This is a genomic window from Fluviibacterium sp. S390, from assembly GCF_049800695.1.
Classification (GTDB): domain Bacteria; phylum Pseudomonadota; class Alphaproteobacteria; order Rhodobacterales; family Rhodobacteraceae; genus Meridianimarinicoccus.
Genome location: NZ_JBNAFN010000002.1, coordinates 45,071 through 67,756 on the forward strand (window position 1 = coordinate 45,071; position 22,686 = coordinate 67,756).

The 22,686-nt window shown below is 64.4% G+C and carries 19 protein-coding genes; 15 read left to right on the plus strand and 4 right to left on the minus strand.

Annotated features, from left to right (window positions below; translation table 11 throughout):
- The first annotated feature begins 36 nt into the window (after window positions 1–36).
- Together ACP15K_RS02235 and trpE are read left to right on the plus strand one after the other, a co-directional pair.
- Window positions 37–1,881 (plus strand): peptidylprolyl isomerase, encoded by a 1,845-nt coding sequence (locus ACP15K_RS02235; protein WP_193142138.1) that lies wholly within the window; start codon window positions 37–39, stop codon window positions 1,879–1,881.
- Window positions 1,878–3,386: an anthranilate synthase component I gene (trpE, locus tag ACP15K_RS02240; protein ID WP_193142139.1), complete on the plus strand. Its 1,509-nt coding sequence runs from the start codon at window positions 1,878–1,880 to the stop codon at window positions 3,384–3,386. Before ACP15K_RS02235 ends, trpE begins: the two co-directional genes overlap by 4 nt.
- A 1-nt stretch (window position 3,387) precedes the next feature.
- Here trpE and ACP15K_RS02245 read toward each other — a convergent pair whose 3' ends face one another.
- Window positions 3,388–4,440, minus strand: coding sequence for a hypothetical protein (locus tag ACP15K_RS02245; protein WP_424989686.1), 1,053 nt, complete (start codon window positions 4,438–4,440; stop codon window positions 3,388–3,390).
- A gap of 110 nt (window positions 4,441–4,550) precedes the next feature.
- Here ACP15K_RS02245 and ACP15K_RS02250 point away from each other — a divergent pair, with 110 nt between their 5' ends.
- The 6 genes from ACP15K_RS02250 (at window position 4,551) to lexA (ending at window position 9,384) form a co-directional block, all read left to right on the plus strand.
- A complete protein-coding gene (locus tag ACP15K_RS02250; protein ID WP_424989687.1) occupies window positions 4,551–5,132 on the plus strand; it encodes an aminodeoxychorismate/anthranilate synthase component II in 582 nt (193 codons plus the stop codon).
- Entirely contained in the window at window positions 5,129–6,151 is a 1,023-nt protein-coding gene (trpD, locus tag ACP15K_RS02255; protein ID WP_424989688.1) for an anthranilate phosphoribosyltransferase, read from the plus strand. The genes ACP15K_RS02250 and trpD overlap by 4 nt, the downstream gene beginning before the upstream one ends.
- Window positions 6,148–6,951, plus strand: a complete 804-nt coding sequence (gene trpC, locus ACP15K_RS02260; protein ID WP_424989689.1) for an indole-3-glycerol phosphate synthase TrpC — start codon at window positions 6,148–6,150, stop codon at window positions 6,949–6,951. The genes trpD and trpC overlap by 4 nt, the downstream gene beginning before the upstream one ends.
- On the plus strand, window positions 6,948–7,424 hold the full coding sequence (gene moaC, locus ACP15K_RS02265; protein ID WP_193142144.1) for a cyclic pyranopterin monophosphate synthase MoaC: 477 nt from the start codon (window positions 6,948–6,950) through the stop codon (window positions 7,422–7,424). Before trpC ends, moaC begins: the two co-directional genes overlap by 4 nt.
- A 2-nt stretch (window positions 7,425–7,426) precedes the next feature.
- Window positions 7,427–8,605 (plus strand): gephyrin-like molybdotransferase Glp, encoded by a 1,179-nt coding sequence (glp, locus tag ACP15K_RS02270; RefSeq protein ID WP_424989690.1) that lies wholly within the window; start codon window positions 7,427–7,429, stop codon window positions 8,603–8,605.
- Window positions 8,606–8,682: 77 nt separating this feature from the next.
- A complete protein-coding gene (gene lexA, locus ACP15K_RS02275; protein ID WP_424989691.1) occupies window positions 8,683–9,384 on the plus strand; it encodes a transcriptional repressor LexA in 702 nt (233 codons plus the stop codon).
- On the opposite strand, the gene ACP15K_RS02280 is transcribed toward lexA, so the two are convergent.
- Window positions 9,378–11,471 (minus strand): ComEC/Rec2 family competence protein, encoded by a 2,094-nt coding sequence (locus ACP15K_RS02280; RefSeq protein ID WP_424989692.1) that lies wholly within the window; start codon window positions 11,469–11,471, stop codon window positions 9,378–9,380. The genes lexA and ACP15K_RS02280 overlap by 7 nt on opposite strands.
- 153 nt (window positions 11,472–11,624) lie before the next feature.
- On the opposite strand from ACP15K_RS02280, the gene gltX reads away from it, so the two are divergent.
- A complete protein-coding gene (gene gltX / locus ACP15K_RS02285; protein WP_193142148.1) occupies window positions 11,625–13,028 on the plus strand; it encodes a glutamate--tRNA ligase in 1,404 nt (467 codons plus the stop codon).
- A 79-nt stretch (window positions 13,029–13,107) separates the two neighbouring features.
- Window positions 13,108–14,403: a citrate synthase gene (gltA, locus tag ACP15K_RS02290; RefSeq protein WP_193142149.1), complete on the plus strand. Its 1,296-nt coding sequence runs from the start codon at window positions 13,108–13,110 to the stop codon at window positions 14,401–14,403.
- 64 nt (window positions 14,404–14,467) lie between these two features.
- On the opposite strand, the gene ACP15K_RS02295 is transcribed toward gltA, so the two are convergent.
- Window positions 14,468–15,025, minus strand: a complete 558-nt coding sequence (locus ACP15K_RS02295) for a pyridoxamine 5'-phosphate oxidase family protein (protein ID WP_193142150.1) — start codon at window positions 15,023–15,025, stop codon at window positions 14,468–14,470.
- A 135-nt stretch (window positions 15,026–15,160) separates the two neighbouring features.
- Here ACP15K_RS02295 and purB point away from each other — a divergent pair, with 135 nt between their 5' ends.
- The 4 genes from purB (at window position 15,161) to ACP15K_RS02315 (ending at window position 18,834) form a co-directional block, all read left to right on the plus strand.
- The gene (gene purB, locus ACP15K_RS02300; RefSeq protein ID WP_424989693.1) at window positions 15,161–16,462 is read left to right on the plus strand and encodes an adenylosuccinate lyase; all 1,302 of its coding nucleotides are present in this window, start codon (window positions 15,161–15,163) and stop codon (window positions 16,460–16,462) included.
- Window positions 16,463–16,527: 65 nt separating this feature from the next.
- Window positions 16,528–16,692: a hypothetical protein gene (locus tag ACP15K_RS02305; RefSeq protein ID WP_424989694.1), complete on the plus strand. Its 165-nt coding sequence runs from the start codon at window positions 16,528–16,530 to the stop codon at window positions 16,690–16,692.
- 74 nt (window positions 16,693–16,766) lie between these two features.
- A complete protein-coding gene (locus ACP15K_RS02310; RefSeq protein WP_193142153.1) occupies window positions 16,767–17,843 on the plus strand; it encodes a flagellar motor switch protein FliG in 1,077 nt (358 codons plus the stop codon).
- Window positions 17,844–17,916: 73 nt separating this feature from the next.
- Entirely contained in the window at window positions 17,917–18,834 is a 918-nt protein-coding gene (locus ACP15K_RS02315; RefSeq protein WP_193142154.1) for a lysophospholipid acyltransferase family protein, read from the plus strand.
- Here the strand turns inward: ACP15K_RS02315 and ACP15K_RS02320 are convergent.
- Window positions 18,786–19,490 (minus strand): DUF1223 domain-containing protein, encoded by a 705-nt coding sequence (locus ACP15K_RS02320; RefSeq protein WP_424989695.1) that lies wholly within the window; start codon window positions 19,488–19,490, stop codon window positions 18,786–18,788. The genes ACP15K_RS02315 and ACP15K_RS02320 overlap by 49 nt on opposite strands.
- A gap of 219 nt (window positions 19,491–19,709) precedes the next feature.
- On the opposite strand from ACP15K_RS02320, the gene acnA reads away from it, so the two are divergent.
- The gene (gene acnA, locus ACP15K_RS02325; protein ID WP_424989696.1) at window positions 19,710–22,481 is read left to right on the plus strand and encodes an aconitate hydratase AcnA; all 2,772 of its coding nucleotides are present in this window, start codon (window positions 19,710–19,712) and stop codon (window positions 22,479–22,481) included.
- Window positions 22,482–22,686 lie beyond the last annotated feature (205 nt).

Genomic DNA, 22,686 nt, shown 5'->3' on the forward strand with positions numbered 1-22,686 from the left:
TACACCCGGCTGAACACTAGAGACAGGGCAGATCTCATGGCTAAAAAAGGCAAGGCCTCGCAACTCGTGGTCTGGGTGCTGATGGCGATGCTAATCGTCGGGCTTGCAGGCTTCGGCGTGGGCAACTTCGGCGGCACCATCACCAATGTGGCGACGGTTGGCGAAACCGAGGTGGACATCGACACCTATGGCCGTGCATTGCAGCGCGACATGCAGGCGTTGGAGGCCGCCACGGGACAGACCGCCTCGATGGCCGACCTTCAGGCACAGGGCCGCGACGTGGCTGTGCTGCAAGGGCTTCTTGGCACCGCCGCGCTGGATGAGGCCACCCGGTTGGCCGGCCTGTCCGTGGGTGACGCGCGCGTCGGCGCCCAGATCCAGGACATCGCGGCGTTTCAGGGGCTCGACGGCAAGTTTGACCGCGAAGCCTATGAATTTGCTCTGGATCGCAACCAGATGTCGGTGGAGCAGTTCGAGGATTCGGTGCGCCAGGACCTGTCCCGCAACTTGTTTCAGGCGGCACTGGTCTCGGGTCTTGCGCCGCAGCCTGCCTATGCCGACGCGATCTATCGCTTTATTGCCGAACGCCGGACACTCAGCCTGATCCGCCTGACAGAGGACGATCTGGACGCCCCGGTGCCTGCCCCCGATGCAGCCGCGATCCAGGCGCATTACGAGGCCAACATCGACGCCTACACCCTGCCCGAGCGCAAGGCGATCACCTATGCTTGGCTGACCCCCGAGATGCTGGCCGAAACCATCGAGATCGACGAGGCCGAGCTGCGGGCCGCCTATGACGCCCGCGCCGAGGAGTTCAACATCCCCGAGCGTCGTCTGGTGGAACGTCTGGCCTTCTCCGACGACGCCGCCGCACAGAAAGCCATGGCCGCGATCGATGCCGGCACCGCCGATTTCGACAGTTTTCTGGCCGAGCGCGATCTGACCGTGGATGACGTGGATCTGGGCGCCGTCTCCCGTGACGATCTGGGTGCGGCTGCCGAAGGGGTGTTCGCCCTCTCGGAAGCCGGTGTCGTCGGCCCCCTGCCCACCAACCTTGGTCCGGCGCTGTTCCGCGTCTCGGCCATCCTGTCGCCGCAGAACACGACCTTCGACGAAGCCCGCGACATGCTTGCAACCGAATTGCAGGTCGAAGCCGCGCTCAGCCAGTTGGACAACGAACTGGAGCCGCTGGAAGATCTGCTGGCGGGTGGTGCCACGCTGGAAGAACTGGCGTCGGAAACCGCGATGGACCTGGGCACAGTGGAATGGTTCGGACCCGCATCGGAGGGGATCGCCGCCTATGCGACCTTCAACGAGTTGGCCGCGCAGGCGACCCCCGACGACTTCCCCGAAGTGCGGCAGTTGGACGACGGCGCGCTGTTCGCGATCCGCGTCGACGAGATCATACCGCCGACGGTACAGCCACTGGACGAGGTGATCGACGCGGCCACATTGGCGGCCCGCGATGCCGCCGTGCGCGATGCCCTGCGCGCCCGTGAAACCGAGTTGGAAGAGGCCTTGGCCTCGGGCCTGTCTGCCACCGATCTGGGGCTGGAGCCGGTGGTGGTGGACAACATCACCCGCACCTCGGTCCCCGAAGGGGTTCCGCTGGAAGCCTCAGAACGCATCTTCACGCTGGAAGAAGGCGAGATCGAGGTGATCGAGGATGGTGCCGCACTGGTCCTGATCCGCATCGACGAGATCCTGCCGCCCTCGGCGGATGATCCCAATGCCGCCATGCTGCGCCAGGCCCTGGGCCAGCAAGCCAGCGAACAGATGGCACAGGACGTTCTGAACGAGATCGCGCGGGCCATGGAAACCCGTGTCGGGATCACCATCAACCAGGCCGCCCTGAACGCGGTGCATGCGCAACTGCCATGAGCCTGACCCCGTCTTTCGAGGCTTTCGCCGAAGGCCATGCTGCCGGGCACAACCAGCTGGTCTATACCCGGCTGGCCGCCGATCTGGATACGCCGGTGTCGCTGATGCTGAAGCTGGGCGACGCGGGCACAGACACCTTCATGCTGGAATCCGTCACCGGCGGCGAGGTTCGGGGACGCTATTCGATCATCGGTCTGAAGCCCGACCTGATCTGGGAATGCCGCGGCACCCAAGCCCGGCTGAACCGCGCCGCCCGCTATGACCGCGACGGCTTCGTGCCCGAGACGGCCGCGCCGCTTGAGTCCCTGCGCGCGCTGATTGCCGAAAGCCGGATCGAGATGCCCGACGATCTTCCGGCCTCGGCCGCCGGGCTGTTCGGCTATCTGGGCTATGACATGATCCGGCTGGTAGAACACCTGCCGGGCGTCAATCCCGACCCTTTGGGCTTGCCCGACGCGATGCTGATGCGGCCCTCGGTCGTTGTGGTGCTGGATGGCGTGAAGGGCGAGGTCACGGTGGTCTCGCCGGTCTGGACCCGTGACGGGCTGTCGGCCCGCGCCGCCTATGCCCAGGCCGCCGAACGCGTCATGGACGCGGTGCGCGACCTGTCCCGCCCGGTCGCTGGCGAAAGCCGCAACCTGGGGGCATCCGTCCCCAGCGCCGAGCCGGTGTCGAATTTCACCAAGGACGGCTATCTGGCCGCGGTCGAGAAGGCCAAGGATTACATCCGCGCGGGCGATATCTTCCAGGTGGTCCCGGCTCAGCGCTGGACCCAGAAATTCGACCTGCCGCCCTTCGCGCTGTATCGGTCCTTGCGGCGCACCAACCCGTCGCCGTTCATGTTCTTCTTCAACTTCGGCGGCTTCCAGGTGATCGGCGCCAGCCCCGAGATCCTGGTGCGGGTCTTCGGGCGCGAGGTCACCATCCGCCCCATCGCCGGCACCCGCCCGCGCGGCGCCACGCCCGCCGAGGACAAGGCACTGGAGCGCGATCTTCTGTCGGATCCCAAGGAGTTGGCCGAGCACCTGATGCTGCTGGACCTGGGCCGCAACGACACCGGACGGGTCTCGAAGATCGGCACCGTGCGGCCGACCGAGGAATTCATCATCGAACGCTACAGCCACGTCATGCACATCGTGTCGAACGTGGTGGGCGAGTTGAGCGAAGATCATGACGCCCTGTCGGCGCTGCTGGCCGGGCTGCCGGCGGGCACCGTGTCGGGCGCGCCCAAGGTCCGCGCGATGGAGATCATCGACGAGCTGGAACCGGAAAAGCGCGGCATCTATGGCGGCGGCGTCGGTTACTTCGCGGCCAATGGCGATATGGACATGTGCATCGCCCTGCGCACCGCCGTTCTGAAGGATCAGAACCTGTACATCCAGGCCGGTGGCGGCGTGGTCTACGACAGCGATCCCGAGGCCGAATGGCAGGAAACCGTCAACAAGTCCAAGGCCATCCGCATGGCGGCCGAGGATGCCGCGCGGTTCGACGGCTCCAACAGCTAGACTAACGCGTCAGCCAGGACAGGGGCACCGGGGTCATCCCGGCGCCCTCTTCCGCCAGCCAGTCGCCAACGGCTTGCAAGACGGCGGGATCCTCGCCCAGCAGCACCGCCACCCGGCCATCACGTTGGGCGCGCAGGCGCAGGGCTTGCAGGGTCTCGGGCGTCACCGCGTCTGCGTCGGTGAACCGGCGATAAAGCGGCACCAGCGTGGACGGATAATTCGGAACCGAGGCTTGCGTGGTGCCATCAAGGCGGACCTGTTCCAGCCCCGCGGGGGGTCCGATTGCATCGCTTTGCGCGACGCTCATCACCCAGTCCGGCAAATCCGACGCGGTACCTTGCACAATGAACGCCACCAGCGGACCATCGGGCCGCCGCCAGATCGGGGCCGGCGCAGGAAGGTCCACAATCGGTGGGGTTGCCAGGGACACACGGCGCATTTGCGACAGGCCCGATGTGGGAACCTCCGCGACCGAAGAGGCGACCATCACCGCCCTGACAGGGTCCGGTGCCTGCGCGATCACCGCAAGCTGAGACAGCCCGCGCGCAGGCAGCCCCTTTTGGGGTGTGACGACGTCAAGTGATGGGGATGCATGGGGCCTGGGTTCCAGAACCGGGCCGGCGGGCTGTATCAGGTCGGGCCGGGACGGTTCGGCAACATCCAGGGTGACCGGTGCCGGGTCCGCAGGGGGAAATGCGGCGGGCAGCGCCTCGGTAATGGCCCCGACGCCATCTTCCAAGACGCGCGGGTCTTGGGGGCGTTCCGGCACCTGATCAGAAAGTGTCACGGCCTGGACGACCGATCCGACAGGCACCGCAACCTCGGCCAGCGGCCCCCGTTCCACGGCGATCGCAGGCGTGCCAGTCACAGCCACAGACAGCACATCCAGCGGAGGCTCAAGTTCCCCGAAGGCCACGGCAACGGGATCGGACGGTTCAATGGCCGCGACAGGATCATCGCCGCGCTGCGATTCCAGCACCAGGGCGGCCGTGAACAGGATGATCCCGCCCACGATGACGCCCCAGAAAGCTCCTGTCAGAAATCCGCGTCCCACGCCTGCCCGTGCTCCGATCCTGCTTTGTCCCCACTGGTAGCGCCTTGTTCCCCCCTTGACCACCCGCGCCTTAACTGGGCAGATGTGCCAACCTTTGAAGGACCGGGGACATGCTGCTTCTCATCGATAACTACGACAGTTTCACCTATAACCTCGTTCATTATCTGGGCGAACTGGGTGCCGATGTGACAGTGCATCGCAACGACAAGATCACGGTCGAGGATGCCCTGGCCCTGAACCCGTCGTCCATCGTGCTGTCGCCCGGCCCCTGCGACCCGGCGCAGGCAGGCATCTGTCTGGATCTGACCCGTGCCGCCGCCAAGGCCGGGGTGCCTTTGTTGGGGGTCTGCCTTGGTCATCAGACCATTGGCGAGGCGTTCGGCGGCAAGGTCGTGCGCTGCCACGAGATCGTGCACGGCAAGGCCGGCACCATCCTGCACGCGGGCAAGGGCGTGTTCGCCGGCCTGCCCTCGCCGCTGTCCGGCACCCGCTATCATTCGCTGATCGTCGACCGCGACAGCCTGCCCGAGTGTCTGGAAGTCACCGCATGGCTTGAGGATGGCACCATCATGGGGGTGCGCCACCGCGATCTGCCGGTCGAAGGCGTGCAGTTCCATCCCGAGAGCATCCGCTCCGAGCATGGGCACGCCATGCTGAAAACCTTTCTCGACAGTGCCAAGGTACCCGTATGAGTGACATTCTGAGACCGCTGATCGGCCAAGCGGCCGATCGCCCGCTGACCGCTGACGAGGCTCTGGCCGCCTTCGAGACCCTGTTCGACGGCACCGCCACGCCCAGCCAGATCGGCGGCTTCCTGATGGCGCTGCGCACACGCGGCGAAACCGTGGACGAAATCGCCGCTGCCGCCGCGGTGATGCGCGCCCGCTGCGCCAAGGTGGCCGCACCCGAGGGGGCAATGGACATCGTCGGCACCGGCGGCGATGGCATGGGCACGCTGAATATTTCCACCGCGACGGCTTTCGTCGTGGCGGGTGCCGGTGTGGCGGTGGCCAAGCACGGCAACCGCAACCTCAGTTCAAAGTCCGGCGCGGCGGATGCGTTGGGCCAGTTGGGCATCAACGTGATGATCGACGCGCAAGCCACGGAAAAGGCTCTGGAACAGGTTGGTATCTGCTTCATGATGGCGCCCATGCATCACCCGGCGATCAAGCACGTCATGCCCACCCGGCAGGAACTTGGCACCCGCACGGTATTCAATCTGCTCGGCCCGCTGACCAATCCCGCAGGCGTCAAACGGCAGTTGACCGGCGCCTTTTCCCGCGACTGGATCCGGCCGATGGCGGAAACGCTGGCAGCGCTTGGATCAGAGCGCGCCTGGCTGGTGCACGGCAGCGACGGCACCGACGAGTTGTCGATCTGCGGCGAAAGCTATGTTGCCGCGCTGGAAGACGGCCGCATCGAAGATCGAACGGTGCACCCCGAAGACGCCGGCCTGCCCGTGCATCCGTTCGAGTCGATCCTCGGCGGTTCGCCCGAGGAAAACGGCGTGGCGTTCCGGGCGTTGCTGGACGGCGCGCCGGGGGCCTACCGCGATGCGGTCTGCCTGAATGCCGCCGCGGCCCTGGTCATCGCCGAAAAGGCCGCCGACCTGAAAGACGGCGCACGGCTGGCTCAAGAGAGTATCGACAGCGGCAAGGCCCTGAAGAAAATACAGGATCTGGCGCGCGTCACCACGGAGCTTGCCGCATGACCACCACCATTCTGGACAAGATCAAGGCCTACAAGCTGGAACATGTGGCCGCCTGCAAGCGCGACCTGTCGATGGCCGAGCAGGAGGCCCGCGCCCGCGCCGCCAACCCCACGCGCGGCTTCGCCAAGGCGCTGACAGAGGCACAGAACAACGGCTATGGCCTGATTGCCGAGATCAAGAAAGCCAGCCCCTCCAAAGGGTTGATCCGCGCCGACTTTGATCCTCCCGCGCTGGCCCGCGCCTATGAGGCCGGCGGCGCAACCTGCCTGTCGGTGCTGACCGACGGCCCGTCCTTTCAAGGCGCCGACGGGTTCCTGACCGCCGCCCGCGATGCGGTCTCCCTGCCCGCGCTGCGCAAGGACTTCATGTATGATCCCTATCAGGTCGCCGAAGCCCGGGGTCTGGGCGCCGATTGTATCCTGATCATCATGGCCAGTGTCACCGACGCCCAGGCCGCAGAACTGGAAAACGCGGCATTTGGCTGGGGCATGGATGTGCTGATCGAAGTCCATGATGCCGAGGAACTGGAGCGCGCGCTGGCGCTGAAATCTCCGCTGATCGGCATCAACAACCGCAATCTCAAGACCTTCGAAACCTCGCTGGGTACCACCCGCGATCTGGCGCCACGCGTGCCGCGTGACCGGTTGGTCATCGGGGAATCGGGTCTGTTCACGCAGGCGGATCTGGCATCCATGGCCGAGGTCGGCGTGCGCACCTTCCTGATCGGCGAAAGCCTGATGCGGCAGGACGATGTCACCGCCGCCACGCGCGCGCTGTTGTCGGACCCGGTGAGCGCATGAGCGGGCTGACCCATTTCGATGCGCAGGGACAGGCGCATATGGTGGATGTTTCTGAAAAGCCGGTCACGTCGCGCACAGCCGTGGCGTCCGGTTGCGTGAAGATGACGCCGGAAACCCTTGCAATAATTACGGAAGGCCGAGCGAAAAAGGGCGATGTTCTGTCGGTGGCGCGGCTGGCTGGAATCATGGGCGCGAAAAAAACCGCCGAGTTGATCCCTCTGTGCCATCCACTGCCCATCACCAAGGTCGCTGTTGAACTGACCCCGGACGACAGCCTGCCCGGCGTGCGGATCGAGGCCACCGTCAAGACCTCGGGCCAGACAGGGGTGGAGATGGAAGCGCTGACGGCGGTCTCTACCGCCGCGCTAACCCTGTATGACATGGTCAAGGCGGTCGAGAAATCCATGGAAATCCGCGATATCCGGCTTGAAATGAAGGACGGCGGCAAGTCCGGACGCTACGAGGCGGGCTGAACATGATCTCTGTTTCCGAGGCGCTGACCGGCATCTTCGATCTGCTGACCCCCTTGCCGGCGGAAACCGTGTCGCTGCGCGCGGCTTCGGGCCGGGTTCTGGCCGAAGACGCCGTGGCCGGGCGGGACCAGCCGCCCTTCGATGCCGCGGTGATGGATGGCTACGCCGTGGCGGAGGCAGGATCGCTCGTCGGGAAAACGCTGCGCGTGGTGGGCGAAGCCGCCGCCGGGCACGCGCTGGACCTTCGGATCGGTCCGGGCGAAGCCGCGCGGATCTTCACCGGGGCCCCCATGCCGCCCGGCGCCTGCCGCGTCATCATGCAGGAAGACACGCGCGCCGAAGGTGGAACCGTCGCGATTGTTGAAGACGACCCGGAAAACATCTTCGTCCGTCCGTTGGGCAGCGATTTCCGGTCCGGGGATCACCTGAAGGCCGGGCGCCGCCTGACGCCGATGGACGTGGTGCTGCTGGCCGCGATGAACCTGGCCGAGGTGCGCGTGACCCGCCCCCCCACCGTCGCGATCCTGTCGACCGGGGATGAGCTGGTCCTGCCCGGCGACACGCCGCGCGCCGATCAGATCATCGCGTCGAACGGCTTTGGGCTGGCCGCGCTGGCCGAACAGGCCGGGGCCGAGGCGCGGCTTCTGCCGGTGGTGCGGGATCGGATGGAGGCGCTGGAGGCGGCGTTTGACCTTTGTTCCGGCGCCGACCTGATCGTCACCAGCGGCGGTGCCTCGGTCGGCGATCATGACCTGCTGGGGCGGGACCTTTCGGCCCTCGGGCTGACCCGGAACTTCTATAAGGTCGCCATGCGGCCGGGCAAGCCGCTGATGGCTGGCAAGTTGCGCGGCACACCAATGATCGGACTGCCGGGTAATCCGGTGTCCTCAATGGTTTGCGGGATGATTTTCATGCAGCCTGCACTTCATGCGCTGGCCGGACTGCCGCCGCAACCTTCACGGAGGGATCGCTTGCAGTTGGCCGTCGATCTGCCCGAAAACGGCGGACGCGAACACTACATGCGGTCACGGCTTGGCCCCGAGGGCGTCACGCCCTTCACCAGCCAGGACAGCAGCCTGCAAAAGGTCATGTCCGAAGCCGACGCGCTGATCGTGCGCCCGCCGCATGATCCGGCCCGCAAAGCCGGGGAATATATCGAGACCGTTCCGCTGCGCCCGTGATTGACACAAAACGTGAACACCTGTAGAACGTATCTCAGAAAGAAACGTTTCCTCAAGGCGTTAGGCGGAGCAGCCCCATGTTGACCCAGAAACAGCTGGATCTTCTGCAATTCATACACACGCGATTGCAGCGGGAGGGCGTTCCGCCCTCCTTCGACGAGATGAAAGAGGCGCTGGATCTGCGCTCGAAATCCGGGATCCATCGGTTGATCACCGCGCTGGAAGAACGTGGGTTCATCCGGCGACTGGCCCATAAGGCGCGCGCGATCGAGATCGTGAAACTGCCTGAAAGCCTGGAGAACAAATCGTTCCGGCCCAAGGTCATCGACGGCGACAGGCCGGACGGGCCACGACCGCGCGGTTCCGTATCGGTCGAGGGCGGCGCGGGGAACCTCGTGCCACTGCTCGGCAAGGTGGCGGCCGGGGGGCCGATCCACGCGATTTCCGAAGCCAGGGCGGAAATCACCGTGCCGCCCAACCTGCTGGCCGGAAATGGACCGCATTATGCGCTGGAGGTTGACGGGGATTCGATGATCGAGGCCGGCATCAATCCCGGCGATGTGGTTATCATCCGCGAAGGCACCATGGCCGAGAACGGCGATATCGTCGTGGCGGCGTTCCAGGATCACGACGAATACGTGGTGACGCTGAAAAAGTTCTTCCTGCGCGACAGCCGGGTGGCGCTGAAAGCCGCCAATCCGCGCTATGAGGATCGCATCCTGCCACGCGATCAGGTCGAGGTGCAGGGCCGCCTTGTCGGCTTGATCCGCAGCTACTGACCGGGCGGCGCGTTCAGCGCCAGCCGCACGGATTCGACAATTCTCAAGGCCTGCGCCGGATCCTTCTGACCGGCACGGGTCCACAGGCGGTTGCCAGCCCGCACCTTGGCGGCTTCGACGCGCCAGGCGTCTTGCTGTCCCCAGATGGCCAGCGCGCCGCTTTTTCGCAGTGCATCGGGATCGAGGATCAGGCACGGGCCGGAAATCTCCCGTGTCGGGGTGACAAGCATCTGCGCGCTCGCACACGCGGCCGAGCGCCCTGAGGCCCATCGCATCTGGGCGCTGTTCACCGGCACGACCATCGCCTTGCCGTCCAGGTCCGCCTGCGCACGGTCATAGGCTGCGATCCGATCCCGATCCTGACCATCGTTTTCCAACCACGCCAAGGCAGCATATCCGTCGCCGCGCGGCTTGTTGAGCGCGCGTCCCGCTTGCGTCATCACCCCCACCAATCCCCCGGTTTCGGCGATCAGCAGAAAGGGCCTTTCGACCCGGCTCCACACCCCGAAGGCCAGCGCGATCACCGCCAGACCCAGCACCGCCGACCAAGTGCGCCACAGCATCAGCCACAAGGCCCCAAGGGCAAAAACGGGCAGGAACATCGCGGGCGGGCTGGGCACGAACTTCAGGGCGTTCTGCAGACCCGCCACATGCCCGGCCACCGTCAGTATCCAGGTGATGCCCTGCCCCATGATCCACAATGCGGGCTGGGCCATCCCCACCAGCCCCAGCACCCCGGCCAGCACTGCCGCCGGCGCCACGACACTGCCCATCACCGGCACCGCCAGCAAGTTTGCGATCAACCCGTACGAGGCAATCTGGTTGAAATGCGCCGCCGCAAAGGGCGCAGTCGCCAGCCCGGCCACGGCGGAAGACAGCACCAGCGTGCCCACCACCCGCAAGGGCCGCCAGACCCGCGGAAGATCGACCGCGCGCAGCCACCCGAAGGTCCAGACCAGCGCGGTCGTGGCGGCAAAGGACATCTGGAACCCCGGCCCCATCAGGGCCTCTGGCCTGAGCACCAGCACAAGTGTTGCCGCCAGCGCCACGGCGCGCAGGGTGATGGCCCGCCTGTCCGCCAGCACGGCGGCCAGCATCACCGCCACCATGATGAAGGCCCGCTGGGTCGACACAGACCCCCCCGACAGGGCCAGGTATCCGGCGGCGGCCAGCAGCGCACAAATCGCCGCGATCTTCTTGCCGGGCCATCGCAGGGCCAGCGGCGGGACCAGCGCGATTGCCGCCCGCACCGCGCCAAAAACCACGCCGGTCAACAACCCCACGTGCAGCCCCGAGATCGCCAGAAGATGCGCCAGGTTGCTGTTGCGCATGGCATCCATCGTCTCGCGCGACAGGGCGGAACGGTCGCCGGTCACGATGGCGGCGGCCATGGCCCCGGCCTGTCCGGGGATGCGCGCCTGCAGGCGCGCCGACAGGGAAAGCCGCACCTGCCCCAGCCAGACCGCCGGGCTGCGGGCATCGGGCCGCGCGACGACCAGAACCGGGTTGCGGGTATAGCCCACCGCGCCGATCTGCTGAAACCACGCGTGGCGGCGGAAGTCGAAGCCCCCCGGCTCGACCGGTGCCGAGGGCGGGCCGAGGTGGCCGGTGGTCATCACCCGCAATCCCGTCACCGACTCAACATCATGCGGCAGCCCGTGCAGCGAAATGCGCACCCGCGCCGGTGTGCGATGGCGGGACAGATCGCCCAGCGTGACCTGATCCAGCGTCAGTCGCAACTTGTCACTGATCGACCGATCGATCTGTACGATACGTCCCTGGATCGGGCCGTAGAAGCGGTATTCCAGCACCGGTGCGGCCACCAGATGGGCGCGGGTGCCCGCCCAGCCGAAGGCCAAGAGGATCAACGCAAGGGCCGCCCAGAGCGGCCCGCTTGTTTCCGACCCGCGCCACGACAGAACCGCCGCCAGCAACCCAAGCCCGCAGGCAATGCCCAAGATCGGACCTGACGGTTCCTGTGGCACGGCGAAATACACGCCGATGCCCACGGCCATCGCCACCGGCACCCAAAGGAACAGATGCCCGCGTTGCGCCGCGATCTGGTTGGCGATCGGATTGCCTGTCACTGGCCGGTCCGCCCGGGCATGGTCTTGCACCTCCGTTGCTCCGCAACTGTTTCCGGTCGTGGTTGCCATGCGGTTAACGGCGCTTCGGCGCGTGCGGGTTTACCCCCCTTGGCATCCGCTTTAAGGGACATCTCAGCAGCCAAGGAGCCCCAGATGACCGCCCCGCATGTCGTGACCCGTTTCGCCCCGTCCCCCACTGGCTATCTGCACATCGGCGGGGCCAGAACCGCGCTGTTCAACTGGCTGTACGCGCGCGCCCGTGGTGGCCAGTTCCTGCTGCGGATCGAGGATACCGACCGCGCCCGATCGACCCCCGAGGCGACGCAGGCCATTCTGGACGGCATGTCATGGCTGAAGCTGGATCATGACGGCGAGGTCATCAGCCAGGCCGCGCGCGGCGACCGCCATGCCGAGGTTGCCCATGCGATGCTGGCCTCTGGCCATGCCTACAAGTGCTTCTCGCCGCAGGAAGAGATCGCCGCCTTCCGGGATGCCGCCCGTGCCGAGGGCAAATCGACCCTGTTCCGCTCGCCGTGGCGCGACGCCGACCCGGCCACCTTCCCGGACGCGCCCTATGTGGTCCGCCTGAAGGCTCCGCGCGACGGAGAGACGGTGATCGACGATCAGGTGCAGGGCAAGGTCACCTTCCGCAATTCCGAGCTGGACGACATGATCTGCCTGCGTTCGGACGGAACGCCGACCTACATGCTGGCCGTGGTGGTGGACGATCACGACATGGGCGTCACCCATGTGATCCGGGGCGACGACCACCTGGCCAATGCGGCGCGTCAGACACTGGTTTATCAGGCCATGGGCTGGCCGCTGCCGGTCTGGGCACATATTCCGCTGATCCACGGCCCTGACGGCAAGAAACTGTCCAAGCGTCACGGCGCGCTTGGCGTCGATGAATACCAGAAGATGGGCTATCCCGTCGAAGGCATGCGCAACTATCTGTCACGGCTGGGCTGGAGCCACGGCGACGACGAGGTTTTCACCACGGCACAGGCGCTGGAGTGGTTCGATCTGGATGGAATCGGCAAATCCCCGGCCCGGTTCGACTTCAAGAAGCTGGAAAACATCTGCGGTCACCAGATGGCCATGACAGACGATGCTGCACTGTTGCATGAAATTGAGGCATATTTGAATGTGACCGGGGCAGATCGCCTCACGCCCACTCAGGTCGAGGGTCTGGGGGCTGCGCTCTATTGCCTCAAGGATCGCGCGAAGACCATACCGCAACTTCTTGAAAAAGCGCATTTCGTACTGGCGGAGCGGCCCCTGGAACTTGACGCGAAATCGGCCAAGACGCTCGATCCGGTATCCATTGGTATACTGAAAGAATTGACGCCGCATCTGCAAAATGCTAGTTGGTCGCGCAATGCGCTGGAGGAAACTGTAACAGCGTTTGCAGAGGCAGGGGACATCAAGATGGGCAAGATCGCACAGCCTTTGCGGGCCGCGCTTTCTGGTCGCGCTGTATCCCCAAGCGTTTTTGACATGATGCTGGTCATCGGGCGGGACGAGACTCTGGCCCGGCTGGCAGATGTGACTGGCTAAGGCCGATTTCCGGCCTTGGTCACCGACAGACACGAGCGATACGACTAGCGCGTGCCGCGCGTCATACAAAGGGACAATCATGGCTGACACGACTAAGACCGCGACCCTGAGTTTCGGCGACACCACACTGGAGTTGCCGCTTCACTCGCCCTCCATCGGGCCGGATGCCGTTGACATTAGCTCGCTCTACGGTCAGGGCCACGTCTTCACCTACGATCCGGGGTTCACCTCGACTGCGGCCTGCCGTTCGACCATCACCTATATTGACGGCGAAGAAGGCGTGCTGCTGCACCGGGGCTATCCGATCGACCAACTTGCGGCCAAGTCGCACTACCTGGAAGTCTGCTACCTGCTGCTGTACGGCGAATTGCCCACGGGCACCCAGCTGGAAGACTTCGAACGTCGTGTCACCCAGCACACCATGCTGCACGAGCAGATGCGCAACTTCTTCTCGGGCTTCCGCCGCGACGCGCATCCGATGGCCATCATGGTGGGGATCGTTGGCGCAATGTCGGCCTTCTACCATGACAGCACCGATATTGCCGATCCGTGGCAGCGCGAGGTCGCCTCGATCCGCCTGATCGCCAAGATGCCGACCATCGCTGCCTGGGCGTTCAAGTATCACGTGGGCCAGCCCTTCGTATATCCGCGCAACGATCTGGACTATGCCTCGAACTTCCTGCGCATGTGCTTTGCCGTGCCTGCCCAGGAATATGAAGTGAACCCGATCCTGAGCCGCGCCATGGACCGGATCTTTACCCTGCACGCCGATCACGAGCAGAACGCCTCGACCTCGACCGTGCGTCTGGCCTCTTCCTCGGGCGCCAACCCGTTCGCCTGCATCGCGGCCGGCATCGCCTGCCTCTGGGGTCCGGCCCATGGCGGCGCCAACCAGGCCTGCCTGGAGATGCTGAAGGAAATCGGCACCCCGGATCGCATTCCGGAATACATCGCCCGCGCCAAGGACAAGAACGATCCGTTCCGTCTGATGGGCTTTGGTCACCGCGTGTACAAGAACTTCGACCCGCGCGCCAAAGTAATGAAGCAATCGGCCGACGAGGTGCTGGATCTGCTGGGCATCGAGGACAACCCGACCCTGCAGGTGGCCAAGGAGCTGGAAGCGGCCGCCCTCGCTGATCCGTACTTCGCCGAAAAGAAGTTGTTCCCGAACGTGGACTTCTATTCCGGCATCATCCTTGAGGCCATGGGCTTCCCGACCTCGATGTTCACCCCGATCTTCGCACTTTCGCGCACCGTGGGCTGGATCTCGCAGTGGAAAGAAATGCTGGGCGATCCCGAGCAGCGCATTGGCCGTCCGCGTCAGCTTTACATGGGTGCTACCGAGCGTGACTACATCGACGTGGAAAACCGCTGATCCAGCGGCCCCGCGACCAACAGGAAAGCCCCGGCATCGGCCGGGGCTTTTTCGTTTCCGGGGCTCAGCCCGCGTCGGGCCTGATCCCGGTGGGCGCCCCGTCGATTGTCTGGCGGTTCTTGCGCTCTTGATAGGCCTGGGTGCCGTCCGGGCCAAGTGCAACGAAATGCGCGACCAGCTGGTCGTCCGCGCGATCTTCGACAAAGTCCATCAGCGGCACCCCCATCCCGCACGAGCTTTGCACCAGATCGATCCGCAGATCGAAGACCTGCCGGGCGCCCGCCACGTCCGGGAAATGGCCATAGGCCCAGTCCCAATCCGCATCGAAATCATGGATCGCGCGCGCCTGTCCATAGACCCGCAGGATCAGCGGCTTGCCGTCGAAGGCGCACCACATCAGCGTCATCCGGTTGGTATCGCGCAGGTGGCCTGCGGTTTCATTGCCGCTGCCGGTCAGGTTCAGCCACAACAGCCGGTTGTCATCCAGCACCCGCAGGCTGTCCATGCCCTTGGGCGAGACGTTCACCCGCCCCTCGCGCGCGGCGGTGCCCACGAAAAAGATGTGCTGCCGGGCGATGAATGTCCGGAATGCTTCGGTCAGGCGGGGAAACTGCTTTGCCATCTTGGGGCCTTTCACACTTGTTCAGCACCAGCCCTACCGCATTCGCCGCAGGCACAGAACCCTTGCCGCCTTGCCGCCGCGTCCTGCTTTGTCTAGGTAGACCGCGATTCCACGACATTCCTGAAAGGCGCGCCCATGATCCCCCGCTATTCCCGTCCCGAGATGGTCGCCATCTGGTCCCCGGAAACCAAGTTCCGGATCTGGTACGAGATCGAGGCCCACGCCTGCGACGCCCAGGCCGAACTGGGGGTGATCCCGAAGGAAAACGCCGAGGCCGTCTGGAAAGCCAAGGACGTGGAATTCAACGTCGAGCGCATCGACGAGATCGAGGCCGTCACCAAACATGACGTCATCGCCTTCCTGACCCATCTGGCCGAGATCATCGGCAATGATGAAGCCCGCTTCGTGCATCAGGGCATGACCAGTTCCGACGTGCTGGACACCTGTTTCAACGTGCAGCTGGTCCGCGCCGCCGACATCCTGATCGCCGACATGGAAAAACTGCTGGCCGCCCTGAAGCGCCGCGCGATGGAACACAAGATGACCATCCGCATCGGCCGCAGCCATGGCATTCATGCCGAGCCGACCACCATGGGCCTGACCTTCGCGCGCTTCTACGCCGAGATGGATCGCAACCTGAACCGCCTGAAGAAAGCGCGGATGGAGATCGCCACCGGTGCCGTCTCCGGCGCGGTCGGCACCTTCGCCAACATCGACCCGGCGGTCGAGGAACATGTCTGTGCCAAGCTGGGGCTTGAGGTCGAACCGATCTCGACCCAGGTGATCCCGCGCGACCGTCACGCCGCCTTCTTCGCCGCCCTTGGCGTGGTCGCCAGTTCCATCGAGAACGTCGCCACCGAAATCCGCCACATGCAGCGCACCGAGGTTCTGGAAGCTGAAGAGTTCTTTTCGAAAGGTCAGAAGGGCTCCTCGGCGATGCCGCACAAGCGCAACCCGGTGCTGACCGAGAACCTGACCGGCTTAGCCCGTCTGGTACGCATGGCGGTGGTTCCGGCGATGGAGAACGTGGCGCTCTGGCACGAGCGCGACATTTCGCACAGCTCGGTGGAACGCAACATCGGCCCCGACACCACCATCACGCTGGATTTCGCATTGGCGCGCCTGACCATGGTGATCGACAAGCTGGTGATCTATCCCGACAACATGATCGCCAACATGAACAAGTTCCGCGGTCTGGTGCATTCGCAGCGCGTGCTGCTGGCCCTGACCCAGAAAGGTGTCAGCCGCGAAGACAGCTATCGTCTGGTTCAGCGCAACGCCATGAAGGTCTGGGAACAAGGCGCTGATTTCATGGAAGAACTGAAGGGCGATCCGGATGTGACCGCGGTGATGTCCGTGGCCGAGATCGAAGACAAGTTCGACCTTGGCTATCACACCAAGCACGTCGATACGATCTTCAGCCGCGTCTTCGGTTAGGCGAAAATTTTGAAGCCAGCGCCCTTCGTGCTACATTCTCCGTCGTACAACGAAGGGAGTCGATCATGAAGATCAAGACAGCAATCGTGGCCTTGGCGCTGGCCACCCTGCCCGGGCTTGCCGTGGCGGACTATTGCCAGCACGGCAAGGAACAGCGGGCGTCCTCCTGTGCCCAGGGCTCGACGTGGGATTCCGCGACGCAACGCTGCACCCCCGGCACCACAAGCTGATAATCTGCCGCAAGTAACGGCAGATTAAACCTGTTGAGACTAGGCTCGGCCCACCTGCAGAACGCGGAGGGTCCATGTCTCAACCTGTTGTTTCCCAGTCACCTGTTTCCAGCCCTGCTGGCGCTCCGCCGATACCGGCCCGCCGGCCCCGGCAAGTCCTGACCAAACGGCAGAAGGCCGCCGTTATCGTCCGGCTGCTTCTGAAACAGGGCGCGAAATTCTCGCTCGACGATCTGCCCGAGGCGCTGCAGATCGAACTGACCCATGAAATGGGCGCCCTACGCAGCATCGACAAGGACACCCTCGATGCGGTGGTCGCGGAATTTATCCAGGATGTGAACGACGTCGGAGCGGCCTTTCCGGGCGGAATCGAAAACGCGCTTGAGTTGCTCAACGGCGCGCTCAGCCCCGATGCCCTGCGCCGTCTTCGGTTGCAAACCGGTGTCGTAGTTCAGGGCGATCCCTGGAAGATGATCGAAGGGCTGGAGGTGCCGCAACTGGCCGAGATCCTGCAAAAGGAAAGCATCGAAACCTCGGCCGTGGTGCTGGCCAAGCTGCCGGTGCCGACCTCTGCCGCGATCCTTGGCCATCTGCCCGGGGAATTGGCGCGGCGGATCACCTATGCAGTCTCCACCACAGGGGCGGTCGATCCTGAAACCGTGCGCACCATCGGCCATGCGATCGCGACCGAGATCGCCACGGCAGAACTGAAAGCCTTCGAGGAAGAACCTGTCAGCCGGGTTGGCGCCATGCTGAACTTCTCGCGTGCCGAAACCCGCGACCGGGTGCTGGACGGGCTGGTGGAGGAGGATGAGAGCTTTGCCACGCAGGTTCGCAAGGCCATCTTCACCTTCAACGACATCGAGACCCGGATCACTCCGCGCGACGTTCCCAAGATCACCCGCGCCGTGGATCAGCAACAACTGGTGATCGCCATTGCCGCCGCGCTGGCGTCCGAGAAAGAACAGGCGTCGGCCGAATTCATCCTCAACTCAATCTCCAAACGCATGTCGGAACAGATCCGCGAGGATGCCGAGGATCTGGGCCGGGTCAAACCCGAAGACGGGGAAACCGCCATGGCTGCGGTGGTCGGCGCCATCCGCGATATGGAGCAGGCTGGGGAACTGACCCTCATCGCCCCCGAGGGATAGGCGCCGCCCCGTTGCCCAGCCTTGCCGACCCGCGTATAGCATCGGCAACGGCTGGGATCGGAACGGGAACACCATGGGGAAGAACCGCAAGGATGACGCGCCCAACCCTTTGCATCGCTGGGCTATTCTGGCGCTGGTACGCGCACCGCTGCTGCTGCCCTACGGCCTGCGCGGGCCGGTGGTGGGCTGGCTGATGTCACGCATCGCGGCCCCCATCGCGCGCTATGATCAACGGGTCATCGACAACCTGAACTACGTTCTGCCGGATATGGACCCGGCTGAGGTCAAGCGCCTGTCGCGGGCGGTCCCGGCCAACACCGGACGCATGTTGATCGAGATTGCCTCGGGGACAAAATTTACCGACCGGATCTCCAAGATCGAGATGCAGGGTCCCGGCCTGCCCGCGTTGGACCAGGCCCGCGCCGAGGGCCGGCCGATCATCGTGGTCTCGGGCCATTTCGGCAATTTCGACGCCGCCCGCGCCGCATTGGCGCAACGCGGCCACCAGATCGGCGCGCTCTATCGTCCGGTGGACGATCCGGTGCTGGACACCGAATTTCACACCGTGCTCAGCCGCATCGCCGCCCCGGTCTTTCCGCGCGGCCGCAAGGGTCTGGGCGCGATGTTGCGATTCCTGCGCAAGGGCAACACCGTGGCCATTCTGTTGGATCAGTTCGTCCATGAAGGCGCCGAAGTGAATTTCTTCGGCAAGCCCGCCCCGACCTCAACCTCTGCGGCCGAGATGGCGTTGAAGTACGGCGCGCTGCTGATCCCTGTCTATGGCATCCGCACAAAGGACGGGTTTGACATCATTGCCGAGGCACCAATCCCGCCCAGTGATGCAATCACCATGACCCAAGCCATCAACGACAGTCTGGAGGCGCGGGTGCGCGCGCATATGGATCAATGGTTGTGGATTCACCGGCGCTGGAAGCCCGAGCTTCAGCGCACGCGGGCCGCCGCGAAAACCGGCCCCGGGCCGTCAGCCTGAAGCAAGACCGCGCCTTCGTCATCACCCGGATAGGGTGCCTCCAGCCGGGCCGGCGCGGTGCCCTCCCATTCGGCCAGCGGCGTCCATTGGGTCACGATGTTGACATAGTCCATCACGCGCCCCGTGTTTTCGCCGCCCCGGATCGTGACGCGGGCATGGGGGGTGAAGCGCACCAGGACCACGCGCACGGCGCCCGGTCCCTTGCCATGCGGCGCCATCGACACTTCCAGCCGATCCCCGGTGCGGGACACCGACAGTTCGGCCTGCTTGGCCAGGGTCTTGTGGGCGTCGATCGCAGCCATGGTCTCGACCGGCTTGAACCCGGCAATATCGGTCTGCCCGCCGATGATCATCTGCGGTGTATAGATCATCGACCGGCCCGCATGATGCGCGTAAGCCTTCTGTCGCTTGGTGAATTTCGGCGAGGCGAACTTGTCCGGCCAGCCGATATAGTCCCAGTAATCCACATGCAGGGCCAACGGCAGCACGTCCTCGCGCGTGGACAATTCCATCAGCAGGGCGTCGGCGGGCGGACAGGAGGAACATCCCTGCGAGGTGAACAGTTCCACCACCACCGGGCCGGGTTGAGGCTGCGCCGCCACCGGGCTGAGCCATCCCGAAATCACCACCAGCAAAACCGCCAACCGCATCATCATGTCCCGTTTCGTCCCCACACTGTAAGGGTGCACATTAGGCCAGCCCTTGCTTGTGAGCCAATCACCGTTTCGCGAGAGAAAAAGCGTCGCACTCAGGCGGGGTTGCACATTGTGTGCATTGGTATACAAAGCGCGCGAGACCCCGCGCAACGCCGCTCCGACTCGTCGGGGCGGACCGCGATCAGCAAGAGCCCGTCAGATATTGGGAGGCCAGATTCCATGACCGTCATCGTCGGCAAAGACACAGCCAAGACGCGTAAGACCCTTACCGTCGGCGACAAATCCATCGCATATTACTCGATCCCCGCCGCGCAAGACGCAGGCCTCGGGGATTTTTCCAAGCTTCCCGCCGCGCTGAAAGTGGTGCTTGAGAACATGCTGCGTTTCGAAGACGACGGTTTCACCGTCTCTGTCGACGACATCAAGGCTTTCGCCGAATGGGGCGCCAAAGGTGGCAAGAACCCCCGCGAAATCGCCTATCGCCCGGCCCGCGTTCTGATGCAGGACTTCACCGGCGTTCCGGCCGTGGTTGACCTGGCCGCCATGCGCGACGGCATCGTTGCCCTGGGTGGCGACGCCAACAAGATCAACCCGCTGAACCCGGTCGATCTGGTCATCGACCACTCGGTCATGATCGACGAATTCGGCAATCCGCGCGCCTTCCAGATGAACGTGGACCGCGAGTACGAGCGGAACATGGAGCGTTATACCTTCCTGAAATGGGGTCAGAGCGCCTTCAACAACTTCCGCGTTGTGCCGCCGGGAACCGGCATCTGCCACCAGGTGAACCTGGAATACCTGGCCCAGACCGTCTGGACCGACGAAGACCAGAACGGCGAAACCGTCGCCTACCCCGACACGCTGGTCGGCACCGACAGCCACACCACAATGGTCAACGGCCTGGCCGTTCTGGGCTGGGGTGTCGGCGGGATCGAGGCCGAGGCGGCGATGCTGGGCCAGCCGATCTCGATGCTGATCCCCGAAGTCGTCGGCTTCAAGCTGACCGGAAGCATGATGGAAGGCACCACCGGCACCGACCTGGTTCTCAAGGTCGTCGAACTGCTGCGCGCCAAGGGCGTTGTCGGCAAGTTCGTCGAATTCTACGGTGACGGCCTGGATCGTCTGCCGCTGGCCGACCGCGCCACGATCGCCAACATGGCGCCGGAATACGGCGCAACCTGTGGCTTCTTCCCGATCGACGACGAAACCCTGCGCTACCTGCGCAACACCGGCCGCGACGAAGATCGCGTGGCGCTGGTTGAAGCCTATGCCAAGGAAAACGGCTTCTGGCGCGACGCCGATTATGCCCCGATCTACACCGACACGCTGGAACTTGACATGGGCACCATCGTGCCCGCGATCTCGGGCCCGAAACGCCCGCAGGACTACGTGGCCCTCGACGCCGCTGCTCAGACCTTTGGCGAATACATTACCGGTCAGCGTCCCGGCTGGAAGGCCGACGACGAGGACAAGAAGGAGTGGACCGACGAAGGCGGCGCAATCGCACCGCGCAACATCCCCGGCGACAAAGGCAAGCACAAGCGCGCCAAGGTCAAGGGCGAGGACTACACCATCCACGATGGCACAATCGTCATCGCTTCGATCACGTCCTGTACCAACACCTCCAACCCCTATGTCATGATCGGGGCGGGCCTCGTTGCTCGCAAGGCGCGTGAACTGGGCCTGAACCGCAAGCCCTGGGTCAAGACCTCGCTGGCGCCGGGTTCGCAGGTCGTGTCGGCCTATCTCGAGGCCGCCGGCCTTCAGGAAGATCTCGATGCGATCGGCTTCAACCTTGTCGGATATGGCTGCACCACCTGCATCGGCAACTCCGGTCCGATCCAGGCCGAGTTGTCCGAAGCGATCAACGAATGCGACATCATCGCGACCTCCGTTCTGTCGGGCAACCGGAACTTCGAAGGCCGGATCAGCCCCGATGTGCGCGCCAACTATCTGGCCTCGCCGCCGCTGGTCGTCGCCTATGCCCTGGCCGGGGACATGAACATCGACCTGACCACCCAGCCGCTGGGTCAGGACAAGAACGGCAACGACGTCTACCTGAAAGACATCTGGCCGACCTCGAAGGAAGTCGCCGATCTGGTCGAAGAAACCGTGACGCGTGACGCTTTCCAGTCGAAATACGCCGATGTGTTCAAGGGCGACGAGAAGTGGCAGGGCGTCGAAACCACCGACAGCCTGACCTACGACTGGCCTGCGACCTCGACCTACGTCCAGAACCCGCCGTACTTCCAGGGCATGGGCATGGAGCCGGGTGTGATCTCGAACATCGAGAACGCCAAGGTTCTGGCGATCCTGGGCGACATGATCACCACCGACCACATCTCGCCCGCCGGGTCGTTCAAGGACACCACCCCGGCCGGGAAATACCTGATCGACCGTCAGGTGCCGGTACGCGAGTTCAACTCCTACGGCTCGCGCCGCGGCAACCACGAGATCATGATGCGCGGCACCTTCGCCAACATCCGCATCAAGAACGAAATGCTGGACGGCGTCGAGGGCGGCTACACCAAGGGCCCCGATGGCGAACAGACCTCGATCTTCGACGCCTCGATGGCCCATCAGGAAGCCGGCACCCCGCTGGTGATCTTCGGGGGCGAACAGTACGGCGCGGGCTCGTCGCGTGACTGGGCGGCCAAGGGCACGGCTCTGCTGGGCGTCAAGGCCGTGATCGCGGAAAGCTTCGAGCGTATCCACCGCTCCAACCTGGTGGGCATGGGCGTCATCCCGTTCGAGTTCACCGGCGGTGATACCCGCAAGACGCTGGGCCTGAAGGGTGATGAAACCGTGTCGATCTCGGGTCTGGACACGATCCAGCCGCTGCAGGACGTGCCCTGCACGATCACTTACGCGGATGGCACCACGAAGGTCATCACGCTGAAGTGCCGGATCGATACCGCGGTCGAGATCGAATACATCGAGAACGGCGGTGTTCTGCACTACGTGCTGCGCAACCTCGCCAAGTCGGCCTAAGACACGAAGGGCGGTCCGGAGCTGAAACTCCGGGCCGCCTACGCAGCGCAGTAGATACTGAAATGTCGATCAGGCACCGTTCCACTGGACGGTGCCTTTTCCGTTTGGGGCATTGTCAGTCGGCAAGGCGGGCGGGAATCCCGCCCGGCGATCATGATCGCGCGCAAACACGCTGGTCATTTGCCAGCGGCCCACCCGATTTAAG